Annotated in this window: 23 protein-coding genes; 10 read left to right on the top strand and 13 right to left on the bottom strand. The window is 69.1% G+C overall.

All coding sequences use genetic code 11. From position 1 onward, the window contains the following. Positions 1-312: 312 nt before the first annotated feature. The 5 genes from DMH03_RS29350 to DMH03_RS29330 all read right to left on the bottom strand — a co-directional run bounded on the left by DMH03_RS29350 (position 313) and on the right by DMH03_RS29330 (position 4,954). Entirely contained in the window at positions 313-1,566 is a 1,254-nt protein-coding gene (locus tag DMH03_RS29350; RefSeq protein ID WP_125795202.1) for an HNH endonuclease signature motif containing protein, read from the bottom strand. Between the two features lie 194 nt (positions 1,567-1,760). Then, positions 1,761-2,549 carry an ABC transporter permease gene (locus tag DMH03_RS29345; RefSeq protein ID WP_125795201.1) on the bottom strand — a complete coding sequence of 263 codons (789 nt, stop codon included), beginning with the start codon at positions 2,547-2,549 and terminating at the stop codon, positions 1,761-1,763. After that, positions 2,546-3,496 (bottom strand): ATP-binding cassette domain-containing protein, encoded by a 951-nt coding sequence (locus DMH03_RS29340; protein ID WP_125795200.1) that lies wholly within the window; start codon positions 3,494-3,496, stop codon positions 2,546-2,548. Before DMH03_RS29340 ends, DMH03_RS29345 begins: the two co-directional genes overlap by 4 nt. Before the next feature lie 33 nt (positions 3,497-3,529). Next, complete coding sequence (locus DMH03_RS29335) at positions 3,530-4,375, bottom strand: DUF4097 family beta strand repeat-containing protein (protein ID WP_125795199.1); 846 nt, start codon at positions 4,373-4,375, stop codon at positions 3,530-3,532. Positions 4,376-4,426: 51 nt separating this feature from the next. After that, positions 4,427-4,954, bottom strand: coding sequence for a toxin-antitoxin system HicB family antitoxin (locus tag DMH03_RS29330; protein ID WP_233611705.1), 528 nt, complete (start codon positions 4,952-4,954; stop codon positions 4,427-4,429). 453 nt (positions 4,955-5,407) lie between these two features. Here DMH03_RS29330 and DMH03_RS29325 point away from each other — a divergent pair, with 453 nt between their 5' ends. Further along, positions 5,408-5,977 carry a LuxR C-terminal-related transcriptional regulator gene (locus DMH03_RS29325; RefSeq protein WP_125795466.1) on the top strand — a complete coding sequence of 190 codons (570 nt, stop codon included), beginning with the start codon at positions 5,408-5,410 and terminating at the stop codon, positions 5,975-5,977. 9 nt (positions 5,978-5,986) lie between these two features. Here the strand turns inward: DMH03_RS29325 and DMH03_RS29320 are convergent, their stop codons facing one another. Further along, complete coding sequence (locus tag DMH03_RS29320; RefSeq protein WP_125795198.1) at positions 5,987-6,631, bottom strand: response regulator transcription factor; 645 nt, start codon at positions 6,629-6,631, stop codon at positions 5,987-5,989. 93 nt (positions 6,632-6,724) lie between these two features. On the opposite strand from DMH03_RS29320, the gene DMH03_RS29315 reads away from it, so the two are divergent. The 3 genes from DMH03_RS29315 to DMH03_RS29305 all read left to right on the top strand — a co-directional run bounded on the left by DMH03_RS29315 (position 6,725) and on the right by DMH03_RS29305 (position 10,451). After that, positions 6,725-8,962, top strand: coding sequence for an NB-ARC domain-containing protein (locus DMH03_RS29315; RefSeq protein WP_199749060.1), 2,238 nt, complete (start codon positions 6,725-6,727; stop codon positions 8,960-8,962). Between the two features lie 53 nt (positions 8,963-9,015). After that, complete coding sequence (locus DMH03_RS29310; RefSeq protein ID WP_125795197.1) at positions 9,016-9,663, top strand: TetR/AcrR family transcriptional regulator; 648 nt, start codon at positions 9,016-9,018, stop codon at positions 9,661-9,663. A gap of 122 nt (positions 9,664-9,785) precedes the next feature. After that, a complete protein-coding gene (locus tag DMH03_RS29305; RefSeq protein ID WP_125795196.1) occupies positions 9,786-10,451 on the top strand; it encodes a response regulator transcription factor in 666 nt (221 codons plus the stop codon). 31 nt (positions 10,452-10,482) lie between these two features. Here the strand turns inward: DMH03_RS29305 and DMH03_RS29300 are convergent, their stop codons facing one another. Further along, a complete protein-coding gene (locus tag DMH03_RS29300) occupies positions 10,483-11,064 on the bottom strand; it encodes a TetR/AcrR family transcriptional regulator (protein ID WP_125795195.1) in 582 nt (193 codons plus the stop codon). Between the two features lie 81 nt (positions 11,065-11,145). Between DMH03_RS29300 and DMH03_RS29295 the strand changes: the two genes are divergently transcribed. After that, entirely contained in the window at positions 11,146-12,705 is a 1,560-nt protein-coding gene (locus DMH03_RS29295; protein WP_125795194.1) for an MDR family MFS transporter, read from the top strand. 412 nt (positions 12,706-13,117) lie between these two features. On the opposite strand, the gene DMH03_RS29290 is transcribed toward DMH03_RS29295, so the two are convergent. After that, positions 13,118-14,086 (bottom strand): DMT family transporter, encoded by a 969-nt coding sequence (locus DMH03_RS29290; protein ID WP_125795193.1) that lies wholly within the window; start codon positions 14,084-14,086, stop codon positions 13,118-13,120. A gap of 72 nt (positions 14,087-14,158) precedes the next feature. On the opposite strand from DMH03_RS29290, the gene DMH03_RS29285 reads away from it, so the two are divergent. Further along, on the top strand, positions 14,159-15,073 hold the full coding sequence (locus DMH03_RS29285; RefSeq protein ID WP_125795192.1) for a LysR family transcriptional regulator: 915 nt from the start codon (positions 14,159-14,161) through the stop codon (positions 15,071-15,073). A gap of 44 nt (positions 15,074-15,117) precedes the next feature. Here DMH03_RS29285 and DMH03_RS29280 read toward each other — a convergent pair whose 3' ends face one another. Together DMH03_RS29280 and DMH03_RS29275 are read right to left on the bottom strand one after the other, a co-directional pair. Then, positions 15,118-16,275 (bottom strand): serine hydrolase, encoded by a 1,158-nt coding sequence (locus DMH03_RS29280; protein WP_233611704.1) that lies wholly within the window; start codon positions 16,273-16,275, stop codon positions 15,118-15,120. A gap of 92 nt (positions 16,276-16,367) precedes the next feature. Further along, positions 16,368-16,727: a nitroreductase/quinone reductase family protein gene (locus tag DMH03_RS29275; protein WP_125795191.1), complete on the bottom strand. Its 360-nt coding sequence runs from the start codon at positions 16,725-16,727 to the stop codon at positions 16,368-16,370. A gap of 62 nt (positions 16,728-16,789) precedes the next feature. Here DMH03_RS29275 and DMH03_RS29270 point away from each other — a divergent pair, with 62 nt between their 5' ends. Then, positions 16,790-17,431 carry a TetR/AcrR family transcriptional regulator gene (locus tag DMH03_RS29270; protein ID WP_125795190.1) on the top strand — a complete coding sequence of 214 codons (642 nt, stop codon included), beginning with the start codon at positions 16,790-16,792 and terminating at the stop codon, positions 17,429-17,431. Position 17,432: 1 nt separating this feature from the next. Here DMH03_RS29270 and DMH03_RS29265 read toward each other — a convergent pair whose 3' ends face one another. After that, positions 17,433-18,068: a TetR/AcrR family transcriptional regulator gene (locus DMH03_RS29265; RefSeq protein WP_125795189.1), complete on the bottom strand. Its 636-nt coding sequence runs from the start codon at positions 18,066-18,068 to the stop codon at positions 17,433-17,435. Positions 18,069-18,144: 76 nt separating this feature from the next. Between DMH03_RS29265 and DMH03_RS29260 the strand changes: the two genes are divergently transcribed. Together DMH03_RS29260 and DMH03_RS29255 are read left to right on the top strand one after the other, a co-directional pair. Next, the gene (locus DMH03_RS29260; protein WP_125795188.1) at positions 18,145-19,101 is read left to right on the top strand and encodes a zinc-dependent alcohol dehydrogenase family protein; all 957 of its coding nucleotides are present in this window, start codon (positions 18,145-18,147) and stop codon (positions 19,099-19,101) included. 81 nt (positions 19,102-19,182) lie between these two features. Then, positions 19,183-20,244 (top strand): hypothetical protein, encoded by a 1,062-nt coding sequence (locus DMH03_RS29255; protein WP_233611703.1) that lies wholly within the window; start codon positions 19,183-19,185, stop codon positions 20,242-20,244. Between the two features lie 12 nt (positions 20,245-20,256). Here the strand turns inward: DMH03_RS29255 and DMH03_RS29250 are convergent, their stop codons facing one another. Next, complete coding sequence (locus DMH03_RS29250; RefSeq protein ID WP_125795187.1) at positions 20,257-20,850, bottom strand: TetR/AcrR family transcriptional regulator; 594 nt, start codon at positions 20,848-20,850, stop codon at positions 20,257-20,259. Positions 20,851-20,929: 79 nt separating this feature from the next. Between DMH03_RS29250 and DMH03_RS29245 the strand changes: the two genes are divergently transcribed. Next, a complete protein-coding gene (locus DMH03_RS29245) occupies positions 20,930-21,754 on the top strand; it encodes an arylamine N-acetyltransferase (RefSeq protein ID WP_125795186.1) in 825 nt (274 codons plus the stop codon). A gap of 67 nt (positions 21,755-21,821) precedes the next feature. Here the strand turns inward: DMH03_RS29245 and DMH03_RS29240 are convergent, their stop codons facing one another. Then, on the bottom strand, positions 21,822-22,226 hold the full coding sequence (locus DMH03_RS29240; protein ID WP_125795185.1) for a hypothetical protein: 405 nt from the start codon (positions 22,224-22,226) through the stop codon (positions 21,822-21,824). Positions 22,227-22,234 lie beyond the last annotated feature (8 nt).

Genomic DNA, 22,234 nt, shown 5'->3' with positions numbered 1-22,234 from the left:
GCGTCCGTCTGGAGTCGGATGCGTCTAGCCTGCTGGGGGGTTCTTTGGGGAGGGACTGTGTGGATTTTGGTGCGTTGGATGCCCAGAAATCCACACGGTCGTGCTGTGATCGGTCCGGTCGGGGCTTTCTGCCGGCTCCGGAACGGGAAGTCTCGGTGGCACCGGCACGCGTGAAGGGGGCCTTCACGCACTCCCGGGTACATGAAGGACCCCTTCCTATACCTAGGCGCAAGGAAGGGGTCCTTCATGTACTTCAAGTCCGCTGGGCATGCCGAGGGGCCCGTCGCCGGTGCGGCTGGCGGGCTCCTCGGGTCACACGTGGTGCAGGGTGTTGCGCCGGGGTTTTCGGAGCGGATCTCGGTATTGAGGCGGGATGAACTCCGGTAACCCATCGGCGGCCATCCGGACTTCCCAATCACCGTGGTGGATCAGCCGGTGATGGAAACCGCACAGCAGCACCAGGTTTCGGAGGTCGGTGGGGCCTCCGTCTGCCCAGTGGTGAATGTGGTGTGCGTGGCAGTTCTTGGGCCGCCGATGGCAGCCGGGGAAGGCGCAGCCGCCGTCGCGGATGTTGAGGGCGCGTCTCTGGCCGGGGGTGACGAACCGCCTCAACCGTCCCACGTCGAGGGGTTCTCCGGCGGCGCTCATGACGACCGGGAGCATCAGGCAGTCGCAGGCCGCGAGCCGGGCCTCGCGGGCGGTCATGGTCCCGACGAAGTCCAAGCAGGCGGTCCCGAGGCCGGATTTGAGTTCGTCGAGTCCGATGGTGACATGCAGCAGAGTGCGGTAGCCGTTGGTGCCGGGTTGGTCGGGGCAGGCGAGCGCCAGGTCCAGGATGTCGACCCAGGCGTCACCCATGCGTTCGCACTTCATCCGGAGATCGGCTTGGCCGAACTCGTCCACCGGCCGCGGCGCCGCGTGCGCCTCCAAAGCCGCCGCGGTGCGGGCACCGGTTTCGTCGTCGAGGAGCCCGGTGAGTTTCCAGTAGCCGTCTTTGCGGCGCTCCAGGGTGATCTCGCGGCGCGGTTCCTTGGGTTCGGGTTCCTTGGGTTCGTTGCCGTCGGGGTCCAGCCAGCCCAGCAGTTTCGCTTCGGCGTCCACCAACTGTCGTGGCCCGGCGTTCGGGGCCAGGTTGGCGAGGATCTTCTCCGCACTGGCCCGATCCTCAGTCGAGGTGTCGGGCGGGAGGTTCTTCAAGATGTCCAGGATCTGGTCGATCCGCTCATTCCCGACCTGTCCCTCCGCGGCGACCGCAGCAGTGGCGGGCGCAACGGCCGGAACCTCCGTGCCGTCCAGGGCACGCGTGGGGTTCAGGGCGATGGCCCGGTTCACCACCGCACCCGCCTCACCGACCGACAATCCCGCTATATCAGCGAACCAGTTCGCCGTACGGCCATACCCGTACAAGTCTTTGACACCCCGAGACTCGATCTCCGCCAAGAACCGCCCCAGTCCGGCGGTGGCCATCCTGATCACCTGCAAAGACTGCTGCACGCCCTGGGCAAGCTCCAGCTTGCCAGCACGCCACAGCTCCTGCGGCAACTCGGGAAGGAAAGTCTCGGACACCCCTCAAGAATACCGTAAAACAATCGAACAAGCGTTTGTAATTTTAAGCGACAAGGAAATCGAACGAACAACACTGAAGGGTGACGGCGACGAGAAACGCGCAGCCCATTAATGACCAACCGCTAAAAACCAAAGACCAACGCCCCGGACCGGAACACCAAGGTTCCGGCCCGGGGCGACCCCCAGTCGACCTCTCAGCGGTCGCGTTCCTTCGCGAACAAGGACTTCGACCACACATACCCGACGACCGAAAGCAGCACGCACCACCCGACCGCGAGCCAGCCGCTGCTGCCGATCGGGGTACCGAGCAGCAGACCGCGGATGGTCTCGATGACCGGTGTGAACGGCTGGTAGTCGGCGAACCAGCGCAACCAGGCGGGCATGGAGTCGGTGGGCACGAAACCGCTGCCGAGGAAGGGAAGCAGCATGAAGATCATGGGCGTGTTGCTGGCCGTCTCCACGCTCTTGGCCGCCAGGCCGAGCGCCACCGACAGCCAGGTGAGCGCGACGGTGAGCAGCAACAGCAGGCCGACGGTGGCGAACCATTCGCCGACGCCGGCGGTCGGCGAGAAGCCGATGAGCAGGGTGACGCCGAAGACCACGGCGAGCGCGAACGCCGTCTGGATGAGTGCGCCGACGACGTGTCCGGTCAGTACCGAAGCCTTGCTGATCGCCATCGTGCGGAACCGGGCGATGATGCCTTCGGTCATGTCCGTCGCCACCGAGATGGCGGTGCCGAGGGCGGCACTGCACACGGTGATGAGCAGGATGGCGGGCGTGACGTAGCCGACGTATTCGGCCCTGCCACCTCCTCCGCCGAGGCCGTTCCCGAGTGTGCCGCCGAAGACGTAGACGAACAGCAGCAGGAACACGATCGGCTGGCCGATCAGCATGATGGTGAGCGACGGATAGCGTTGCATATGCCGGATGTTGCGGCGCAGCATGGTCGCCGAGTCGCGCATCGAGAGGGACAGGGCGGTCATCGGGCCATCTCCTTGGTCGCTTCGGTCCGGTGACCGGTGAGGCTGAGGAACACGTCGTCGAGGTCGGGGGTGTGCACGGTGAGGCTGTCGACGGAGACCGCTTCGGCGTCGAGCCGGTCCAGCACGGCGCGAAGGGCGGTGACGGTGCCGTCGGTCGGCACGCGGAGCACCAGGGCTTCTTCGTCCGAAGTGGACACTTGAAGTACGCGGGTCGCGTCGCGCAGCGAGACGGCGTCGGGGAACTTCAGCTGCATGTGCCCGCCGGGCACGCGGCGCTTCAGTTCGTCGGGGGTGCCCAGTGCGACGATCCGGCCGCCGTCGAGCACGGCGACGCGGTCGGCGAGCTGGTCTGCCTCCTCGAGGTATTGCGTGGTGAGGAAGATCGTCACGCCGCTGTCGACGAGATCCCGGATGATCTGCCACATGGTGCGGCGGCTGCGCGGGTCGAGGCCGGTGGTCGGCTCGTCGAGGAAGATGACCTTGGGGTCACCGATCAACGTCATCGCCAGATCGAGTTTCCGGCGCATGCCACCCGAGAAGGTGGACGGCGTCTTCTTCGCGGCGTCGGTCAGCTCGAACCGTTCCAGGAGTTCGGCGGCCCGTTTGCGTCCCTCGCGGCGGGGCAGATGGTGCAAGTCCGCCATGAGGAACAGGTTTTCCTCGCCGGTGAGCAGTTTGTCGACCGCGGAGAACTGGCCGGTGAGGCCGATGACGGAACGGACTCCGTCCGGATCGGTGGCCAGATCGGCTCCGGCGATGGTCGCGGCGCCGCCGTCCGGACCGACCAAAGTGGACAGGATGTTGACGGTGGTGGTCTTGCCGGCGCCGTTGGGGCCGAGCAAGGCGAAGACGGTGCCGGTCGGGACGTGCAGATCGATGCCGTCCAGGACGACCTTGTCGCCGTAGGACTTGCGCAGTCCGGTCGCGGAAATGGCCGGGTGTCTCATGTGGATTCCCCTGAAGTGTAAGGACCCGTCGGGTCAGGAACGGTGGACGATGATGTCGCCGACGGCGGTGCCGGCGTGGATTTCGACCTTGTCGGTCGCGTCGCCGGGTGCGGTGGCGGCGGTCATGTCGTTGAGGACCCGGCCGAAGTTGGTGTTCACGTCGAGCCAGGCCGCACTGCCCTCGCGGATGCCGATCTCGATGTCCCCCAACGACGTCCCGAGCGTGAGCGTCCCCCTGGCGGCGTCGAGCACGCGGACCGAACCGTTGGCGGTCTTGGCTTCGACGCCGCTTTCGGCACTTTCCACGGTGATGTCGCCGTTGGCCGAACGGAGGCGGATCGAGTCACCGGCGGCGCCGATCGTGGTCGACCCGTTCGAGTTCTTGACCACCGCGGTGCCCTTGATCCCGCCGACGTGCACGCGACCGGAGCTCGTGCTGATGTCGGCGTTGCCGTCGACGTGCTCGACGACGATGTTCCCGGACGCGGAGTGCAGTTTCAGCTCACCCGCGTGGTCGAGCTGGATGTGCCCGGTCCCGGATTTGTAGCGGCAGGCACCGAGCCGCCCGGTCGCGGTCAGGTCGCCGAGGCCGGTGCTCCCCTGCACCCGGGAACCGGCGGGCAGTTCGATGGTGACGTCGATCGACCTCGTCCGGTTGCTGAAGTCGAGCAGGCGCATCTTCGGCGCGCGGACCGTCAGGGTGCCGCCGGAGAATTCGACGACGGTCCGCTTCGCGGCGTCGACGTCGGAGGCGTTGTTCTCGTCGAGCGGGGCGACTTCGACGACCGTTTCGGTGCGGTCGCCGGCGACGATGCGGACGTTGCCGACGACCGGCTCGAGGTCCGCGAGAATGGGTTCCGGAGTGGCGAAAGAAGGCATGGTTGTCCCCTCAGAGGTGGTGTGATCGGTGTTTGTGCTGGTGAGCGGGGTCTAGCTGACCCAGCCCGTGTAACGCTGTGTGCTCCGGTGGCCGCCGCTCACCTGAGCGGGCGGGGTGGCCCGTTCCGACGGCTGGAGCGCGGCGGACGCCGCCCGCACGAGCCACGCGTTGACCGAACGGCCTTGTGCGGCGGCAGCTTCCTCGACGCGTGCCTTGAGGTGCTCCGGAAGCCGGAAGTTGATCCGGGCGGTGGCCCCTTCCTCGTCCGGCAGCGGCGGCTGCGGGGGCGCCGGGGGTTCCGGCGTCGCGGCCGCGACCAGCCCGTCCTGCTCGGCCGCGGGAAGCGTGACGGCGAAGCTGGCTTCCCCGGCGCGCAGCCGGACTTCGACCGAACCGGGTGCGAGGTCACGGGTGATCTCGTCCGACGCCGCGGACAACGCGTCCAGCAGCGCCAGGCGAATGGCCGACGCGAGCGGCGCGGTCAGGCGTTCGGCGAGCGCGCTCGCCTCCGCTCCCCCCGCCTCGGCGGCGACGGCGAGCTCCCGGCGAACGGTGTCCACAAAGGGCGTCAAATCCATGACGCCATCATGGCACCACGATGGCGCCATTGCAAGTGTCAGATGGTGCCATCTTGCGCCAAAGTGGCGTTTGCGCAGGTCGGAGGCAGGATTCTTGGCCATCGGCCATGGTCACGGCGAGGGGATGCCCATTCGGCCACTCTCGGCTGGCGCGGGAAGCAGGACGCGGCCGAGCGCATTGCCGGGGCAGGCACGGCGGGCGAGAATCGCCGCGAGCCGCGCGGGAATAAGGGGGCGACCCACCATCAGGTGTGGGGGTCACCGAGGCGAGCCGCCACCCGATTTCCACCGTATAAGAGGTGTGCTCGCTCATGCGGGCAACGCTTTCTGTCCCGGCGGCCCTTGACAAAGCGAAGATCCACAGTGGACAGCGGGCCGTCCGCGGCGGAAGAGGGACACATGCGAGCAGTTCGGGTGAGTGTCTGCGCCCTGGACCCCATCACGAAGGCCGGGATGGTCGAGCTCCTCGGCACCCGCGCGTCCGTGGCGGTGGTCGAAGGCCGGGCACGGGGCGAAACCGATGTCGTCGTCGCGGCTTTCGACCGGCTTTCGGCCGACGCGGTCGCCGCGTTGCGCGAGGTCGCCGCCGAACTCGGCAAGCCGATCGTGCTGGTGACCGACCTGATCGAGGAGGGCGGGCTCGCGGCCGCGGTGGCGTGCCGGGTGGTCGCCATCCTGCCGAGGTCGGCGATGACCGATTCACGGGTGGCCGACAGCGTCCGTGTCGCCGCGTCGGGCACCGTGAGCCCGCCGTCGGCTCTGCTCGGCAGGCTGACCGAACACGCCGAGCGGCTCAACCGGGAGCAGCTCGCGCCGAGCGCGCCCGCCGGATCGGTGCTCTCGTCGCGGGAGATCGAAGTCCTCCGGCTGATGGCCGACGGATTCGACACCCAGGAGATCGCCACCGAACTGTCCTATTCGGAACGAACGGTGAAGAACGTCATCTACGCGGTCACCGACCGGCTGCGCCTGCGGAACCGGTCGCACGCGGTGGCGTACGCGATCCGCGAAGGGGTGATCTGAAGCCGTTCGTCAGATGAGGCCTTCGCGGAGCGCGTACGCCACGACGTGGGTGCGGTTGCGCAAACCGAACCGGCTGAGCAGGCCGTGCAGGATGTTCTTCACCGTGCGGTCGGAGTAGGCCACCCGCCGGGCGATCTCACCGGTGTCGAATCCGTCCGCGAGCAACCGGAGCACTTCGGTCTCGCGCGGCGAAAGGCCACTGAGGGTGAGCTCACGCGGCTGGAGAACTTCCTTGTGCAGCCGCGAAATCCCCCGCAGCAGGCTGCCGAGCTGATCGGCGGGCAGATCGCCCCGGCCGGCGTGGGCGTCGGCGACCGCGCGCAGCAGCCGTCCCGGCGTCGCCTCGGAGCGCGCGACGACGACGGCGAGCCCGCGTTCCACCGCGGCCCACAGTTCGGCCTGGTTGGGCTGATCGGCCACCAGCACCAGCCGGGTGGATCCGGCGGGGATCCGGCGCGGCTCGTCCCCCGCGACCGCGACGAGGACGTCGGCCTGCGCCGGGTCGTCCCGCAACGTGATGCCGGGGCCGTCGCCGAGCGCGCTGCGCAGGCCCGCCCGGACGAGCGGGTCGTCGGCGTGCACGGCGACCAGGATCTCCCGGCGCCCTTCGGTCCTGGCGACCGGGCGGACGGGCGTCGTCATGATCGTCGACATGGGTTCCAGGTAACCGGCCGCGGCGAAGCCGGGACAAGCGGAAGCAGGGGGCAGCTTTTCGACAGCGGAAGCCTGCCGGTTGAATGGACCGCGGTGGAACCCGTGGAGGCGAGCGAGACGCGGTCGGTGTTCGGCAAGCTGCTGCTCGAACACCGGCGGGCCGCGGGCTGGACACAGGGACGGCTGGCCGAGGCCTCCGGGATCAGCGTCCGCGCCCTGCGCGAGCTGGAACGCGGCCGCGCGCGAGCCGCCCAGCAGCGCTCCGCCGAGGTACTGGCCGACGCGCTCGGCCTCACCGGCGGTGACCGGGAGTTCTTCCTGACCGTCGCCAAACAGGGACGCCGCCGCAATCCGGCGCTGGCCGCCCAGGTCGCGGCGACCTGCGCGCTGCCCACGCCGCCGCCGGATCTGTCCGGCCGCGAAAGCGAACTGGCGCAGCTGTCCGCGAAGGCCGCCGAGGGTGGCGTGGTCGCGATCGTCGGACAGGCCGGGGTCGGGAAGACCGCGCTCGCGGTGACCGCGGCGGATCTCTGGCGCGCGGGGTACCCGGACGGGGTCTTCGCGATGGACCTGCGCGGGATGGACGAGGAGCCGCTGAGCGCCCGTGCCGCGCTCGACCTGGTGCTGCTCGCGCTGGACGTCGCACCGGGACAGGTACCCGCCTCCGAGGACGACCGGTCGGCGTTGCTGCGGATGCTGCTCGAAGGCCGGAAAGTCCTGCTGCTGCTCGATAACGCCGCCGACGAGGCGCAGCTCAGGCCGCTGCTGGTCGCCGGGCCTGGCTCCCTCACCCTGATCACCTGCCGGCGCACGCTCGCCGGGCTCGAAGGCGCCCGGTGGCTGGGGCTCGAACCGCTTTCGGACGGCGGCGCGACCGGTCTCCTCGCCAGGATCATCGGTGCCGACCGGGTCCGTGCGGAGCAGGCGGCGGCGCGGGAACTCGTCGAACTGTGCGGCTTCCTTCCGCTCGCCGTCCGGATCGCGGGCAACCGGCTCGCGACCCGGCCGCAGTGGTCACTGGCCCACCTGGCCGACCGGTTGCGTGACGAAGGCACCCGGCTGCGCGCGCTCGCGGCGGGCGATCTGCAACTGCGCTCGGCGTTCGACCTGTCCTATCGCGCGGTCTCGGCCGGGGCGCGGCGGCTGTTCCGGCGGCTGGCGACCGTGCCGGGCGCCGACTTCGGCCTCGAACTCGCGGGCGTCGTGTCGGGCGCGGCCCCGGCCGACGTCCGCGATCAGCTCGACGAACTCGTCGACGCCAGCCTCCTGCAGGCCACGGCGGATCCGGAACGGCACCAGTTCCACGACCTGATCCGCCTGTTCGCCGAGGAACGGTTCGAGGCGGAGGAAGAGCCTGCCGCGCGGGACATCGTGCTCGCCCATCTGCTCGACAAGGCCGCCGAAGCGGCCAGGCTGTTCTACCCGCGGGCTCCGGAAACCGGCCGGTTCGGTTCGCGGGACGAAAGCGCGCGCTGGCTGGACATCGAAGCCGGGAACTGGATCGCCGCGCAGCGGGTGGCGGCGCGGAAGGGCTGGCACCGGGAGGTCGGCGACCTCGCCATCGCGCTGCACTGGTACTCCGACGGGCGGAGCTCCCAGCGTCCGTGGTGGGAGATCTTCTCCCTCGGCGCGGCCTCGGCGAGCGCGCTCGGCAACGCCGGGGACGAGGCGAAACTGCTCAACTTCGTCGGCTGGGCCTGCAGTGTCTGCCTCGACGACGCCGAAGGTGCCGTCGAGGCGCACCGGCGCGCGCTGGACATCGCCGTCCGGATCGGCGACCGCACCGAGCAGACCTGGGCGTCGATCTACCTCGGCCAGGTGCTGCGATACGTCGGGGAGGACGCCGAAGCGTTCGAATTCGCGAAACGCGGCTACGAGCTGGCGGACGAATTACCGTTCTGGGACGGGCAAAGCTCGGCACGGAACGTCTACGGATACGCGTTGCTCGCGGCGGGGAAGCACGCCGAAGCGCTCGCCGTCCACCGTGGCGTTCTCGCCGACGCCGAACGGCTGGCGGCCGACACCTATCCCGGCCTCCGCCGGATGTTGAAGGCCCTGTCCCTGCGCGCCATCGGTGACGTACTCGGGGATCTCGCCGAATGGCGGGAAGCGGCGGGCTACTACCGCACCAGCCGATGGCTCTCGTGGGAAGGCGGTTTCGACGCGATGGAGGCGATCTGCGCGTTCCGCGAAGGGCGGGCCTGGCGGGAAGCGGGTGCTTTCGAGGAGGCAAGGGAATGCCTGACCCTGGCCGTCGAGCTGTCTCCCGAGCCGTCGTTCACCACCCGGCGGGAGCAGGCTTTGGCCGAGCTGGCGCTGCTGCCCGAGTGACCATTCGCGGAGAAGCGCCGACTAAGCTGCGGGCCGACGGAGCGGGAGGGCCGATGACGGACGCGGACGGGCAGAGCCCGCGGGAACGCTACCGCGACCAGGTGCGCGCGGAGATCAAGCAGCACGCGTGGGAGCAGATCGCCGCCGCCGGGGTGCCCGCGCTGTCGCTCAACGCGATCGCCAAACAGGTGGGGATGAGCGGTCCCGCCCTGTACCGGTACTTCGCCGGCCGCGACGACCTCATCACCGCGCTCATCCGCGACGCCTACCGAAGCCTGGCCGACACCGTCCGGGCGGCGTTCGACGCCGGTGCCGACCTGGCCGGGCTCGCCGTCACCATCCGGGACTGGGCCCGGAGCGACCCTCAGCGCTACTTCCTCATCTACGGCACGCCCGTGCCCGGCTACCACGCGCCCGACGACACCACCGCCATTTCGAACGAAGTCATGACCGTGCTGCTCGAAGCGTCCCGCGCGATCACCGTCGACAAACCGGAAACCCCGTTCGACGAGCATCTGGACGGCCACCGCGACTGGGCGGGCGACGATCCGGCCCCGTCCGCGACCCTGCATCGCGCGCTCGCCTTCTGGACCCGCCTGCACGGCGTGCTCTCGCTCGAACTCGCCGGCCATTTCACCGGGATGAAATTCGATCCCGGCCTGTTGATCGCGGACGAACTGGACGCCCTCACGACCCGGTGACCGGCCTTCGCCCGAGTCCGATCGCGTGCGCACTGAACCTTTCCCGCCTTCCGGGCGTCTTGCCCTGTGACGTTGCCGCGTCCGTCGGCGGTTGACATGCAACGTGGGGAGGGACTTCGATCATGATTCACGGGGAGAAGCTCAGCAGGAGGACCGATCGCGTCAAAGTCGCCGTGCATGCGCCGGATCTACTCGCCGGACTGGGCACGACGAGCATCCTCGGCGCCGACGAACGGCTGGACGTGCTTGCCGAAACCGACCTCGGACCGGCCGAAGTGATCGTGACCGTCGGGGATTCGATCGGCGACGGGGTCTTCACTTTCCTGCGCCAGGTTCGCGCCGCGTCGTCACTCCCGGCGCCACCGAGATGCGTGATCGTCACCGACCATTTCCCGGTCCAGGTCCTGATGACGGCGATCGAATGCGGCATGGCCGCTCTGCTGCCGCGGCGTGATCTCGACGGCGAGCATCTGGTGCGGACGATCCTCGCGGTCAGCCAAGGCGCCGGCGCCCTGCCGCCGCGTTTGCAGGGCAGCCTGCTCTCCCAGCTCGATCGGATACAGGAGGACCTGCTGATCCCCAACGGTCTCGCGTTGTCCGGCTTGTCCGACCGCGAACGTGAAGTGCTCCGCCTGCTGGCGGATGGCCATGGCACGGAAGAGATCGCGATCAAACTCGCTTATTCGGAGAGCACCGTGAAGAACGTGCTCCACCGGGTGATGTCGCGCTACGGCCTGCACAACCGCACGCACGCCGTCGCCTTCGCCTTGCGCACCGGCTCTATTTGAAAGGTCCGTCCAGAGTGGACGGACCCCTCGCTCAGCGGAGCTGAACGCGGCCCAGCAACCGATCCACGACCTCGGGCAGCGGCTGCTCCTCGGAACCTTCCAGCCACAGCACGTTCCCGGTTCGCAAGGTGGCGAGGAAGGTCGCCGCGGTGAGCCTGGCCAGCTCCTGATCGAGGCCGTGCCCCCTGGCGAGCAGCACCGCGATCAGGTCGCGTTCGAGGGCGAGCTGGTCACCGGCCTGCCGCGCGAGCAGCGACGGATGCCGTCGCAGCAGCCGGAGCTGCGCCACCCACTCACGGTCGGGGACGGGGTGCGCCCGGTACAGCTCCCGGCACGCCGCGCGCAGGGCTTGCCACGGCTTCTCGCCGGACGGCCTGCCTTCGACGAGCGACACCAGCAGCCCGGTGCGCTCGCGGTCGGCGTGCAGGATCGCGTCCTCTTTGTTCGCGAAGTAGTTCGAGAAGGTCCGCCGGGACACGCCCACCGCGTCGGCGATGTCCTCGACGGTCACACCGTCCAGACCGTGCTCCATCGCCAGCCGGAGCGCGGCCTCGTGCAGTGCTTGCCGCGTCGCCGCCTTCTTGCGGGTGCGGAGCGTGTCGAGGGTGTCCACCAGGACAGCGTAGCGAGGGGAATAAAGTTCTCACTGTGCAAGTTTGCACAATGAGCAACAATTGCCGCTCGAAAGGACGCCATGAAGACCGAGGGAACGACGGCGATGGGACACCGGCAGGTGCTCGAGTCGCTGTCCGGACTGCTGCTCGCGCTGCTCGTGGCGATGATCAGCTCGACGGTCGTGTCGACCGCCCTGCCGTTGATCATCGGCTCGCTGAACGGCACGCAGACGCAGTACACGTGGGTGGTCACGGCCACCCTGCTGGCTGCGACGGCCACCACCCCGATCTGGGGCAAGCTCGCCGACCTGTTCAACAAGAAGACGCTGGTGCAGGTCGCGATCGTGATCTTCGTGATCGGGTCGATGATCAGCGGATTCAGCCAGAACACGGGTCAGCTCATCGCCGCCCGCGCGTTCCAGGGCATCGGCGTCGGCGGCCTGCAGGCCCTGGTCCAGGTCGTGATCGCGGCGATCATCCCGCCGCGTGAACGCGGCCGCTACAACGGTTACCTCGGCGCCGTCATGGCGGTCGCCACCGTCGGCGGCCCGCTGCTCGGCGGGCTGATCGTGGACGTGCCGTGGCTGGGCTGGCGGTGGTGCTTCTTCGTCGGCGTGCCGATCGCGGTGGCGGCGTTCATCGTGCTGCAGCGGACCCTGAAGCTGGAGACCGTCCGCCGGGAGAACGTCCAGGTGGACTACCTCGGCGCGGGTCTCATCGCCGCGGGCGTGAGCGTGCTGCTGATCTGGGTCTCGTTCGTGGGGAACACCTTCGACTGGCTCTCGTGGCAGACGGCCCTCATGGTGGCGGGCGGCGTCGTGCTCCTGGTACTCGCCGTGCTGGTGGAACGGAAGGTCCGCGAACCCGTCGTCCCGCTGCACATCATCACCCAGCGCACCCCCGCGCTGGCGATCATCGCGAGCCTCGCCGTCGGGATGGCGATGTTCGGCGGTGCGGTGTTCCTCGGCCAGTACTTCCAGGTCGGCCGCGGCTACTCCCCCACCGAAGCCGGTCTGCTGACCATCCCGCTGATGGCGGGCGTACTCGTCTCCTCGACCGTCTCCGGGCGCCTGATCAGCCGCACCGGACGGATGAAGCCGTACATCGTGGCGGGCACGATCACCCTGGTGGTCGGCTTCCTCGGCCTGGGCACGGTCGACCACGCCTCGCCGCTGTGGCTGGTCGGCATCGCGATGGCGGTGGTCGGCGTCGGTGTCGGCATGACCATGCAGAACCTCGTGCTCGCCGTGCAGAACACCGTGCCGCTGCGGGATTTGGGCGCGGCCAGTGCCTCGGTCACGTTCTTCCGGTCGCTCGGCGGCACCATCGGCGTCTCGGTGCTGGGCGCGGTGCTCGCGAACCGGGTCACCGCCGACCTGTCGGCCGCCTTGCACGTCCCGGAAGGCCAGGCGTCGACGGGAAGCGTCAGCGCGCTGAACCTCAAGGCGCTGCCGCCGGAGGTCCAGACGATCGTGCACACCGTGTACGGCGACGCGACCGCGCACATCTTCCTGATCTCCGCGGCGGTGGGCGTCGTGGGCGTGATCGCGGCGCTGCTGCTCAAGCCGCTCACCCTGCGCACCACCCTCGACGTGGAGCCGAAGACGGAAGCCCCGGCGTCCGACCGGGTCAGCAAGTAGTGTCCTGCACCGGAAGTTCGCGCCGTAAATCCGTATCGATATCCGGCCGTTTCACGCCTGGCCCCGGGGGACAAAAAGGTGAAGATGAGGCTCTTGACTGTCCACAAGGGACACCAGTCAAACAACAGTGTCCGTTATGAGTACTTTGCGCGGGGGTCGTGAGTGGTAAGTGTCGTTAGAACGACACTTACCACTCACGCCCCCCACCGAAAACCGCACATTACCCACAAGCCGGACATATCGCCGCCCGAAAGTGTCCCTCATGGACACTCAAGACGGGACCGGCTCCCGTGACCGGTCCGGAACCTCGCCATGAAGGCATCCTGACCACCTTGAAGTCAGCGAATGCTCACAGCTCAGCCGACAGCATCTTCACCACACGAACTTCCGACTCGGGACAGGTAGGCGCGCGTCACAGAAGGCGGGACACCGGTTCGCGGGCTCGGTCGCGACCAAGCTCATCAGGATCGGGCACTGGCCGGCGCTGGTGGTTCCCTGACGACCGGCCGCCCAGTAGCGACACGACACCCACCGCGACGACGACGAGCGCACAGCCCGCCAGTTGCAACGGCGTCGGCCACTGGCCGAGGAGGGCGGCCCCGAACAGGATCGCGGCGGCGGGTTGCAGCATCAGCACGGCGGACCCGCCGCTCGCGGGCAGGGCGGACAGCGCCTTCCCGATCAGGAGCCAGCCGAGCACCTGACCGGTCACGGCCAGCACGAACAACCACAGCAACGCCGAAGCCGGCGGCGTGACGTCGAGATTTCCCGCGAACAGGCCCGAAAGCCCACCCACGCTCGCGGAAGCCGCGGTCGCGGTGGCGAGCATCGTCGTACGGCCGCCGCTTTCGGTTCCGGCGCGGCGCAACAGGATCAGGTAACCGGCGTAGGCCACACCCGCCAGCACGGCCATGACCGTGCCGTACCAGGGATCGCTGCCCGCGGCGCCGCCGTCGGCCAGTCCCCCGACCAGCGCCGTCCCCGCCAGCATCACCGGGATCGACAGCCAGAACGACCGCGACGGACGCTCGCCGAACCACAGCAGCCCGGCCAGCGGGACCAAGACCACCTGGACGTTGACCAGGGCCGTGGCGACCCCCGCGCCGACGGCGAGGATCGCCTCGCTCCACAGCACCATGTCGATCCCGAGCAGGACACCGGCCAGTACGTGGCGCCGCCGCGCGGCAGGCGAGGGACGGTGTCCTCGCTCCCGGGATCGAGCCAGCAGCACGAGGATCGGCAACGCGAACAGGCAGCGGAAGAACGTCGCCGTCGTCGAACTGACGCCGGACAGCGCGACGAGCGGGGCGGACAGGGCGATCGCGAGGGCTCCGAGTACTCCTTGCCCGCGCGGATCGGCGAGAATTCCGGTGTGTCGCATGACTTCGATTCGATCGCACGACAGCGGACAGGACCAGCGAGATCCTCTTACCGCCGGGGTTAAGCTCGGCTAATGAGTGGTGATCTGTCCAATGTGGAACGGCTGCGGATGCTGCACGCGGTGTGGCGGCGGGGATCGCTCGCCGCCGCGGCCGAACTGCTGCACGTGACGCCGTCGGCGATCTCCCAGCAGCTGATGAAACTGGAACGGGAGGCGGGCACCGCGCTCCTCGTCCGGCACGGCCGCGGCGTCCGGCTCACCCCGGCGGGACTGCTGCTCGCGCAGCGCTCGGACCGGGTCCTCGCCGAACTCCGCGCCGCCCGCGCCGATCTGGACTCCCTCACCGGGGCGACGACCGGCGTCGTCGAGATCGGCGCCATCCCGTCCGGGGTGCACACGTTCATCGCACCCGCCCTCACCGGCCTCGCCGTGCGCCACCCCGGCATCGAGGCACGGCTGCACGAGGTCGAACCGGAAGTGGCGCTTCCCGCCCTCGCCGACGGAGTCTTCGACGTCGTGGTCGTCGAGAGCTGGGAGAACCTGCCGCTCACCCGGCCACCGAACACCCGCTGGACCGTCCTGCGCGACGACTCGGCGATGATCGTGCTCCCCGCCGGACACCACCTCGCGGACGCGGACTCGGTGCGCGCCGAAGACCTCGCGGACGAGATCTGGGTCGCCTGGGCCCGCCCCACCCTGGCGAACGCCTGGATCCGCCACACCCTGCGCGAACGCGGCATCGAACCGGTGGTGCGGCATACGGTCAGCGGATTCGGCACCCAGTTCGCCGTCGTCGCCGGGCTCGGCGCCGTCACGCTGGTGCCGAGTATGGCCACCACGATCGCGCCGCCGACCGTGGTGTGCGCGCCGCTCGAACCCGTCCTGCACCGGCAGCTCTACGCCGTGCAACCGCAGGGGGAAACCCGGCCCGCGGTCGCCGAATGCGTCAGGGCCATGGTGGAGGCAGCCCGTACTTGGGGCTCGTGAGTGGTAAGGACGGCTAGAACCGTCCCTACCTGTCACGAGCCGGATCAGCCGCGGCCGCAGAGCGCGTGGTCGATCACCGGGTCCAGGGGATTGCCCGCCGGCGGTTCGGCGCCGGGGTGGTACGGCGTGAGCGTGTTCAGCGAGACCATCACGCTGCGCTTGCCGTCCTCGGTCACGCCGTTGCCGGTCAGGAAGCCGGGCAGCGCGCCGCCGTGGCCCCAGTAGTCGCCACAGGAGGCGGTCGCCTTCACCAGGCCGAGCCCGTACGCGCCGAGCCCCGGAGCGGGCACGGTCTTCTTCATCTCGGCCAGCATCGCCGGCGGGAGTACCTTGCCGCCCAGCAACGCCCGCAAGAACTTGTTGCCGTCCTCGGTGGTGCTGTTGATCGACCCGTCCGCTCCCCCGCCCATCGACGGATTCATCAGCGTCACGTCCACCCGTCGCCCGAGCAGCGGCGGATTCGAGCCCTCGACGACGAAGCGGTCGTACCCTCGCGCGTGCGGGCCAGGGATGAACGGCGACGTGTACGGCAGCGAGGTCTCACGCAGGCCCAGCGGGCGGACGATCCGGTCGGCGATCTCCTGCTGCCAGTCCCGGCCGGTCACCTTCTCGGTCACCATCCCGGCGAGTACGTAGTTGGTGTTGGAGTAACCCCAGCTCTTCCCGGGCTCGAACGCCGGCGGCTTGCCGACCGCCAGTTTCACCGCCTCGGCCGCGCTGAGCCGGTCGAACCGGTGGCGCAGAAAGCCTTTCTCGGTGAAGAGATCGAGTTCGGCCATGTAGTCGTGCAGGCCGCTGGTGTGCTGCAGCAGCTGCCGGACGGTGATGGCCCCGCCGTCGTTGCCGTTCCCGCTCACCACGCCGGGCAGCCACTTCTCCACGGTGTCTTCCAGGGAAAGCCTGCCCTCGCCGACGAGCTGGAGCATCGTCGCGGACAAGAAGGTCTTGCTGAAGCTGGCGATCCGGAAGTGCCCGTTCCACGGCACCGGCGTCTTGGTCCGCAGATCACCGTGGCCGCTGCGCACCTTGACGCTGCCCTTCGCCGTGCTCAGCTCGACCAAGACACCCGGCGAACCGTTCTCCACGAGCGTGTCGGCGTCGCGCTGCAGCGTGCCTTTCGAGTGCGGCGTCGCGGACGCGACGGCCGGGGAAACGAGCGTAGCCGCGCAGAGTGCGGCAATGACCACTGAAATCCGTTTCATACCGGTAAAACTACGAAGGATCACCGCTGCGGGCATCAGCTTCCAGGACGATGCCGCCTACCTCCACGGTACTAACCACGGGCAGGGTCGTCTCAGGGTTTCAGGTCCATCCGCAGGAATTCGGTGACCCGGAGCAGTTTCGGCGGACGGCTCACACCGCCGGGGAACTCGTCCTCGCCGACGAGCCGCGGGCCGACGAGTTCCACTTCCCGCCCGTCGATCCGGAGCCGCGCCTCGCGCGCCGCCATGATGTTCCGCACCCAATCCGCGTCCGGGCCGTACACCGGGACGAACAGGTAACCGCCGTCGACGGGATGCGCGTCGAGCGGCGTGCGGTGGGTCTTCCCCGAGGCGCGGCCGACGTGGATCAGCACCGGGTACTTCCCGCCGGCGATCGCGCGGGGGTTGAACACCCGTTTGTTGACGTGGCCCCACCATCTCGGCATCGGCATCGGGCTCTCCCCTCGATGGCCTTACACCCGTAAGGCTGGCTTACACCTGTAAGGTTGTCAAGGTGCCGCCTCGCCGATCACTCACCAAAGAACGCGTACTGCGAGCCGCGATCGAGGTCGCCGATCGCGGCGGCGTCGAGGCGATGACGATGCGGCGGGTCGCGCAGCACCTGGGCGTGGAGGCCATGTCGCTGTACCACCACGTGCCGAACAAGGACGCCATCCTCGACGGCGTCGTCGACGCGGTGTTCGCGGCGATCGAGCTGCCCGGCCCCGAAGACGGCGATTGGCGCGACGCGATCCGCGCCCGCGCTTCGTCCGCACGCGCGGTCCTGTCGCGGCACAGCTGGGCACTCGGCTTGATGGACTCCCGTCGCAATCCCGGGCCGGCGACGCTGCGCCACCACGACGCGGTCCTGGGTGTCCTCAGACGAGCGGGATTCACGCTCCCGATGGCAGTGCACGCCGTCTCGCTCATCGACAGCTACATCAGCGGATACGTGGTGCAGGAGTCGAGTCTCCCGGCGAGCGACGACCTCGCGAAGGTGGCGGACGACATCCTGGAGAACCTGCCAAGGGACGAGTTCCCTTATCTGGCCGAGGTGATCTCCGGCCACGCGATGCGGCCCGGCTACGACCACACGAGCGAATTCGCCTTCGGGCTGGAGCTCATCCTGGACGGACTCGAAGCACGCCGGAAGTGATTCAAAGGGTCTTTCCCGGCATCACGAGGGCCAGCCGCGCGACCGGCGGCAGCGGCACCTGTTCCGGTACGGCCCGGAAAGACTGGATCACCAGCGCGGCGAACCGCCGGGACGCGGCGACCTGCGCGGCGGGCGAAGCCGCCTGGATCCCGTTGTTGGCCATGAGCATGAGGATCAGATCGTCGAGCACGAAGTCGGAGCGGAGCTTCCCGGTGTCCTTGGCCCGGCCTGCCAACTCGGCGATCGCCTTGAGCGCGTAGTCGCGGTCCGCGGTGAAATCCACCGCCTTGGGAAAGGCCGACACGAAGGCCGCGGTGAAACCCCTGTCACGCGAGTGCAGCTCGCAGATCTTCTCGATCACGGAACACAAGCCGTGCCAAGGATCCGGATCGGCGAGCCCCTCGTCGACGACGACGTGGCACATCCTCATCTGGTCGGCGAAAGCCTCCGTCGCCAGGATCTCCTTGGTCGGGAAGTGACGGTACAGCGTGGCGGGACCGACTTCGGCGCGGCGCGCGACCTCCCGCATCGGCACGTTCAATCCTTCGGCGGCGAACAACACGCGAGCCGCTTCGAGGATGCGTTCGCGGTTGTCCAAGGCATCCGAGCGCGGGATCCGAGACAAACGACTGGTCACCACTCTCACTTTAGCCAAAACGGACGGGGGCGTCCGTTAGCGTCGGCCGCCGGTGATCAACGACCAGGAGACGAAGATGCGCGCAGTCGAGATCCGGAAGTTCGGCGCCCCCGAGGGCCTTGCCGTGATCGAGCTACCCTCCCCCGTTCCCGCCGCGGGAGAAGTGCTGATCACGGTGGAAGCGATCGGCGTCGGCGGCGTCGACACCGTGATCCGGAGCGGGGCCCTCGCCGGTTTCGGCTTCCGGGAAGGACATGTTCCCGGCAACGAGGTGGCGGGCACCGTCACCGCGGTCGGCGCCGGTGTCGATCCGGCCTGGACCGGGCGGCGCGTCTGGGCGTTCACCGGTGAAGGCGGCGGCTACGTCGAGCGAACGGCCCTCCCGGTCGAGAAGGTCTTGCCCCTCCCCGGCGACCTGTCCGCCACGGACGCGGTGGCGCTCGGGACCTCCGGCATGGTGTCCCATTTCGGTCTCGCCCACGCCCATTTCGCCGCGGGCGAGTCCGTGCTGGTGCGCGGGGCGGCGGGCAGCATCGGGATCATGACGGTGCAACTCGCGGCGGCCGGTGGCGCGAGCGCGGTCGCGGTCACGACGTCCTCTGCCGAACGCGGCGACCGCCTGCGCGACCTGGGCGCGACCCACGTGCTCGACCGTTCCGGTGACGGGGACGGCCCCGCGGGCTACGACGTCATCATCGACATCGTGTCCGGTGTGGACATGCCTTCCTTCTTCGACAGGTTGAATCCGAACGGCCGATTGGTGCTCGTCGGCGTGGTGGCGGGCATGCCACCGGCGGACTTCGGCACGAAGCTGATGTCGACGTTCCGGAAGTCCCTCTCCTTCGCGGCCTTCAGCGCGGATTCGATCCCGGAGGCGGATCGGCGCGCGGTGGAGGCGGAGCAGTTCGCCGCGGCGGCCCGTGGTGAGCTGCGCCCGGTGGTGCACGAGGTGCTTCCGCTGGAGAAAGCCGTGCTGGCACATCAGAAGATGGACGACGGCGAGGTGTTCGGCAGGATCGTGCTGACACCGTAGTCCTGTCCTTTGTGGAGCGCGCGTCACCCGGTCAGTGCACTTTTCCCCATTGCGTGCGCGCTCGCACTAGGCTGCCCACTCGTGCCCGATCCGATGACCGAGGGAGCCTGCTTCACGGCTGTCGGCCTGCGGCCGCTCTCCGACGGCGAGGGCACCGGCGCGTACTGCGTGAACGACGCCGGGACGATCGTGGGCGAGTCGGGGTCGCGGCCGGTGCGCTGGGATCGCGACGGGAGTCCGACCCTCTTGCCGATCCTCGACGGCTGTTCCGGCGGCCGGGCGGTCAGCGTCAACGCCGCGGGCGTCATCGCGGGCTCGCTCTACATCGGCGAACACCTCCGGCCGGTGTGCTGGCTGCCCGACGGCCGGGTACACGCGCTCGAACTCGCCGCCGGAATGGTCTCCGGTACGGCATGCCGGGTGAACGAACGCGGATCGATACTGGGGAACGCGATGTGGCCGGGCTACCGCTGGCGAGCGCTGCGCTGGGAGCCCGGCGGCGAAGCCGTCGAACTCGGCACCCTCCCGGGCGGAGGCGAGACACAGGGCCACGATCTGAACGGGTCGGACGAGGTCGTCGGATCGGCCAAGAACGGCACAGGACTCCGGACAGCGGTGCGCTGGACGTCCTCGGGGAAGATCAGCAAACTTCCCCCGCCCCGCCGTGCGACGGCCTGCGGTATCACCGACGCCGGCGCCATCCTCGGCGACGGGGTCGTGTGGAACCGGGACGGAGGCACCGTCTTGCTGACCGGGGAACCGGAGTTCCGCGCGGGACAGGTCGTCCGGATCACCGGACACGGTGTCGCGATCGGCTGGGGCGTGACCCCGGACCGGCACGGCACCTGCGCGCGCTGGGATCGCGACGGACGGCCCACCGTGCTCCGGCCCCTGCCGCCGGACCTCGCCAGCACGTGTTTCGACATCGACGACGCCGGGACGGTCGTCGGCGAATCCGGGAGCGAGGGAACGGTGCGCCCGGTCCGCTGGGACGCCGACGCGACACCGTTCCCGCTCCCGTCGCCTCGCGGCATCACGGCGATCGTGGCCCAGCACATCAACGCGAACGGCACCGTCATCATCGGCTACGGCTTCGCCGCGGACACCTCCACGTATCGCGGGATCGCCTGGCACCGCACGTGATTCGACGGTGCGTCAAGCGGTCGCGAGGTCGATCGCGCGCCGCATCGCCTCGTCGAGCGGTGTCCCGAGGCGAAGGGCCGTTCGCCCGGCGGCGAAAACCGCGCCGGTGACCGCGCCGACGACCGCCGCGGCGTCGATCTCGTCGAGTTCGCCCTCGCAGGCTTGACACAGCGCGGCCGAAAGCCGCTGCTGAGCGTCGAACGCGCGCCGCAGCATCGTCGCGCGCAACGACGGCACCGATGTGATCAGGTCCAGCCGGATCCGCTCCGGCTCGGCCGCCGGATCGCGCGGCCCGGCCCCCGCCTCGGCGAGCATCCCGAGCATCGCGCGGCGCAGAAGCCGGGGCGCCGCCTCGCCCGCCTCGCGCGCCGCGAGGACGTCCAGCCCCGCGCCGAGGATGTGCTCGCCGTCGTCGGTAAGGACCAGGTCTTCCTTCGTCGCGAAGTGATTGAAGAACGTCGCGGTCGACACCTCGGCGGCCGCGGCGATCTCGGCGGTGGTCGTCCGGTCGTATCCCTGCTGCTCGAAGAGCCGGTACGCCGTCTCGATCAACGCCTTCCGGGTGCGCCACTTCTTCCGTTCCCGCAAGCCCACCGGTTCGCTCATGACGGCAGCTTACTGGATCCGAACCAAACTTAGAGCTACTCTAATTTTAGAGTGACTCTTACTGCTGGAGGAGAGACCCATGACCATCGACGCGTTCCTGGACCGGTTGGAGTACCGCGACCCCGTCCGGCCGGATCTCGCCACGCTGCGGAAGCTGCACCGGGCGTGGCGGCTGCGGGTCCCGTACGAGAACTTCGACGTCCAGCTGGGCAGGCCGATCTCGCTCACCCCAAACGCGCTGATCGACAAGTTCGCGCGCCGCGGCCGCGGCGGGCTCTGCTACGAAATGAACGGCGCGCTCGCTCTTCTGCTGCGGGCCGCCGGGTTCACCGTGACCATCGTGGAAGGCGCAGTCCTGCGCGCGACCCGTGGCGAGGGGCAATGGGGCAACCACATCGCCCTGCTGGTCGACGTCGACGGCGAATCCTGGCTCGCCGACACCGGGATCGGGGACGCGTTCCTCGAGCCGCTGCCGTTACGGGAAGGCACGCACTGGCAAGGAGAACTGGAGTTCCGGATGGAACGCCTCGACGCCGGAACCTGGCGGATGCACCACCATCCGGGCGGCACGATCGACTCGTCCGACTTCCGCACCGCACCCCGCGACATCACCGAGTTCACCGAACGGGCCCGAAACACCTCGCCGGACTCCGCGCTCGCCAAGGTGCTCGTGGCGCAACATCATCGCGACGGCCGCGAGCTGGCCCTTCGCGCCCGCACGGTCAAGCGCGGTGACGCCGACCGCCGCACCCTGTCCACTCTCGACGAATTCGCCGAGACACTGCGGGAATTCCGTATCCCGCTGGAGGACTTCAGCGCTGACGAGCTGGCGGCACTGTGGGCCAAGACCGAAGGGCAGCACGAGGTCTGGCTGGCCATCCAGGCGAACGCCGCGCGAGCCTGACCCGGCTCGTCAGTGGTGATTCGGGAACCGGCCGGGTCCCGAATCACCACCCTCACCACTCACGACCTCAGTCGCGCCAACGGTTGTTGAGGAAGGCGTCGTCCTCGTCGTCCGCCGGTGCCGGGCGTGCGCGGGGAGCGCGCCGGGGGGTGTCCCGCCCGGCGGGGGCGGCGGGTGGCGCCTCCGAAGCGAACGGGGCCGCCATGTCCACCGGGTCGTCTCCGAACGCCGACGCGGCGCCCGGCTCCGCGTGCGACCGGTCGGTGCTCCAGCCGGACTTCGTCTTGCGCTGCCCCAATTCCCGCCGGTGCTCGACGTAGCGCTGGGCGGTTTGGACCTGTTTGGTCATGAACTCCTGCGCGCCGGCCTTGATCTCGCCTGCGCGCTGGTCCCGCAGCGCCCGGCGCTCCGCCTGCTCGCGGACGAGACCATCCAGGGTCGCCTTCATACCGGTGGTGTCATCGGCGCTCATCTGTTCTC

It is taken from the genome of Amycolatopsis sp. WAC 01376 (assembly GCF_003947415.1).
In the GTDB taxonomy this organism is placed as follows: domain Bacteria; phylum Actinomycetota; class Actinomycetes; order Mycobacteriales; family Pseudonocardiaceae; genus Amycolatopsis.
The sequence above is the reverse complement of the archived record's forward strand: the minus strand, read 5'-3'. Positions and strand labels throughout refer to the sequence as shown.